We start from the raw sequence: 408 nt of genomic DNA, 5'->3' as shown, positions 1-408 counted from the left end.
GCCAGACCATTCTGACGGGGATAAGATCCGAGCTTCCGCAGCATGGCCGAGGCCGTCACGGTTCCACTCCGAATGGATGTGACCAGACGCAGCAGGTCGTCCCAGTGGGCCGCAACATGATCGGTATTGATCGGGTCACCGGCCATTCCACTCAGGAGATCACCGGGGCTTTGATCTGGAAACAGGTGAAGTTTCCGCTCTTTCAGATCCCGTATCCTGGGCGCAAATCGATAACCAAAGAAGGGCATCAGCCCGAAAACATGATCCGATGCCCCACCCGTGTCGGTATAATGCTCTTCAATGGAAAGCCCGTTGGCATGATACAGCAGCCCATCCAGAACATAGGGTGCTTCACCGGCCGTCGCCGCAATCACCCGGGTCGAAAACGGATCATACTGATCGGAGATG

The 408-nt window shown here is 56.4% G+C and carries 1 protein-coding gene; it reads right to left on the bottom strand.

Annotation, left to right across the window (positions count from 1 at the left end):
- The coding region (locus tag KP705_RS18445) for a Tn3 family transposase (protein WP_215765354.1) at positions 1-408 on the bottom strand (408 nt) is incomplete at both ends.

This window comes from Gluconobacter sp. P1D12_c (assembly GCF_018812105.1).
GTDB classification, from domain to species: Bacteria; Pseudomonadota; Alphaproteobacteria; order Acetobacterales; family Acetobacteraceae; genus Gluconobacter; species Gluconobacter oxydans_A.
Note: the sequence above shows the minus strand (reverse complement) of the source record. Positions and strands in the feature narration are given on the sequence as shown.